General features: G+C 66.1%; 3 protein-coding genes. All 3 read right to left on the reverse strand.

The features are described 5' to 3' along the window. The coding region (locus MOV75_RS33685; protein WP_247007492.1) for an NYN domain-containing protein at window positions 1–774 on the reverse strand (774 nt) is incomplete at its 3' end. Window positions 775–828: 54 nt separating this feature from the next. Next, window positions 829–2,298, reverse strand: coding sequence for a tripartite tricarboxylate transporter permease (locus tag MOV75_RS33690; RefSeq protein ID WP_247007494.1), 1,470 nt, complete (start codon window positions 2,296–2,298; stop codon window positions 829–831). A 29-nt stretch (window positions 2,299–2,327) separates the two neighbouring features. Further along, window positions 2,328–2,704, reverse strand: a 377-nt coding sequence (locus MOV75_RS33695; protein ID WP_247007493.1) for a tripartite tricarboxylate transporter TctB family protein, incomplete at its 5' end; no start/stop codon positions are given.

Consider the following 2,704-nt stretch of genomic DNA (forward strand, 5'->3'; position numbering starts at 1 on the left):
CGCCCCCGCCCGTGCAGGCCTGCGCGGGTTCCGCCTTCTCGGCGGTGCTGCGGCAGCGGGCTTGACCCGAATCCGCATCGAGCGGCCCTTTGACTCGTCGATCTCGAACGAGTTCGTCTTCCGCACGAGGTCGCTCAGCTTGCGGAACCCGAACGTTCTCGGATCGAAATCCGACGCCAGGTTGGCGAGCTGCCGCCCGACTTCCCCGAGCGCGACCCAGCCGTCCTCGCTCTCCATCTGGGTGATGACCTTCTTGATGATGGGGGTCGCGGCATCAGGCGGCTGAAGCGAAGTCGATCTCGCGGCGGCGTCCTGGGTGGTCGCCGTGGCGGCAAGCAGGTTCTCGGTGTAGACGAACCTTCGGCAGGCCTGCCTGAAGCTTTCCGGCGTCTTCTGCTCACCGAACCCGAAGACATCGACGCCCTGCTCCCGGATGCGGGCGGCCAGACGGGTAAAGTCGCTGTCTGAAGACACCAGGCAGAAGCCGTCGAACCGGCCGCTGTGAAGCAGGTCCATGGCGTCGATGACCAGGGTTATGTCGGACGCGTTCTTTCCCGTCGTATAGGCGAATTGCTGCTGCGGGATGATGGCGTGCTTCGACAGGATGTCGGCCCAGCCCCTCGATCGCGCGTTGGAGAAGTCGCCATAGATGCGGCGAACGCTGGCTTCGCCGATCTTGGCAATCTCCTCGAACAGTCCATCCGCGATCTTTGCGGAGGCGTTGTCGGCATCGATCAGGACGGCGAGACGGGGCGAGCGAAGTTCCGACGGCATGGCGTTTCCTCAACGGGATGGACGCAGCATTCAAGGACGCGCGCGCCGGGACGGCTAGTCCTCGTTCGCCTTGAAGCGCCCCATCCCCTTCAGCACGAATGGGGCCAGCAGCGCAACCAGCGCGATGCCGAGCAGCGTCGCCGAGATCGGGCTCTGGAGCAGCGTCATGGGATCGCCGAGGCTGATCGCGAGCGCCCTGCGCAACTGGCTCTCGGCGATCGGGCCGAGGATCAGGCCGACGACGACGGGCGCGATCGGAAAATCGAACCGCCGCATCAGGAAGCCGAGCACGCCGAAACCCGCCAGCATCGACAATTCGACCACCGAGGGCTTGGCCGCGATGGTGCCCATGGTCGCGAACACGAGAATGCCGGCATAGAGCCATGGCTGCGGGATCGCGAGCAGCCGCACCCAAAGCCCGACCAGCGGCAGGTTGAGAACCAGCAGCATGACGTTGGCGATGAACAGGCTGGCGATCAGACCCCACACGAGGTCAGGCCGTTCGGCGAACAACAGCGGTCCCGGGTTGAGGCCGTATTGCTGGAAGCCCGCCAGCATCATCGCGGCCGTCGCCGAGGTCGGCAAGCCGAGCGTGAGCAGCGGCACCAGCGTGCCGGCGGCGGAGGCGTTGTTGGCCGCTTCCGGCCCCGCCACGCCCTCGATCGCGCCCTTGCCGAACTCTTCGGGATGTTTCGTCAGCCGCTTCTCGGTCGAATAGGACAGGAACGTCGGAATCTCCGCGCCGCCCGCGGGTAGCGCGCCGATCGGAAAGCCGAACATCGTGCCGCGCAGCCACGGCTTCCACGACCGCTTCCAGTCTTCTTTTGTCATCCACAGCGAGCCGCGCACCGGCTCGAGCTTCTCCTCGCTCTGGTGGCGGCGCGATGCGACATAGAGCGCCTCGCCCACCGCGAACAGGCCGACCGCAAGCGTCGTCACCTCGACGCCGTCGAGCAGCTCGGGGACGCCGAACGCAAGCCGCGCCTGTCCCGTCAGCTTGTCGATGCCGACGAGGCCGAGCGTCAGGCCGATGAACAGGCTGGTCAGGCCGCGGATCGGAGAATCCCCGAAGGTCGCCGACACCGTGACAAAGGCGACGCACATCAGCGCAAAATAATCCTCAGGGCCAAAGCGCACCGCGAAATCGACCAGCCAAGGCGCGAGGAAAGCCAAGCCAATGGTGGCAATGGTGCCGGCGACGAAAGAGCCGATCGCGGAGGTCGCAAGCGCCGGGCCGCCGCGGCCGGCCTTGGCCATCTTGTTGCCTTCCAGCGCGGTCGCCATCGAGGCGCTCTCGCCGGGCGTGTTGATGAGGATCGCGGTGGTGGAGCCGCCATACATGCCGCCGTAATAGATGCCGGCAAACATGATCAGCGAGCCGCCGGGGTCGAGCTTGTAGGTGACCGGCAACAGCAGCGCGACCGTCAGCGCCGGGCCGATGCCAGGCAGCACGCCCACGGCCGTGCCGAGGAACACGCCGATCAGCGCATAGAGCAGGTTTATCGGCTGAATGGCGACGGCCATGCCGTGCGCCAGCGCCGCAAAAGTGTCGATCACAGCAATCGCTCCAGAGGTCCGGCCGGAAGGCTCAGCGTCAGCAGGCGGTCAAATGCGAGATAGATGAGGGTCGACATAACGAGAGCGATGGCGGTATCGACCAGGACAGCACGGCGCCCGAATGCTGCCGACGTCGTCACGAACAGTGCCGAGGTCGCCAGGATGAAGCCGCCGCCGAAGCCGATGATGGCGATCAGCAGCGCGAGGCCGATGAGGATCAAGACCACCGGCAGGGGATCGGAACTCTCGCGCGCCGGCAGATTGCCGCGCAGCGCGTCGATGAAATTGCCGATCGCGAGCAGCGCAAGGCCGCAGGCGACCACGACCGGCATCGCCTCCGGCCCCATGCCGTACATCGCGGTGGATTGCAGGC

Source organism: Bradyrhizobium sp. PRIMUS42, from assembly GCF_023006515.1.
Lineage (GTDB): Bacteria > Pseudomonadota > Alphaproteobacteria > Rhizobiales > Xanthobacteraceae > Bradyrhizobium.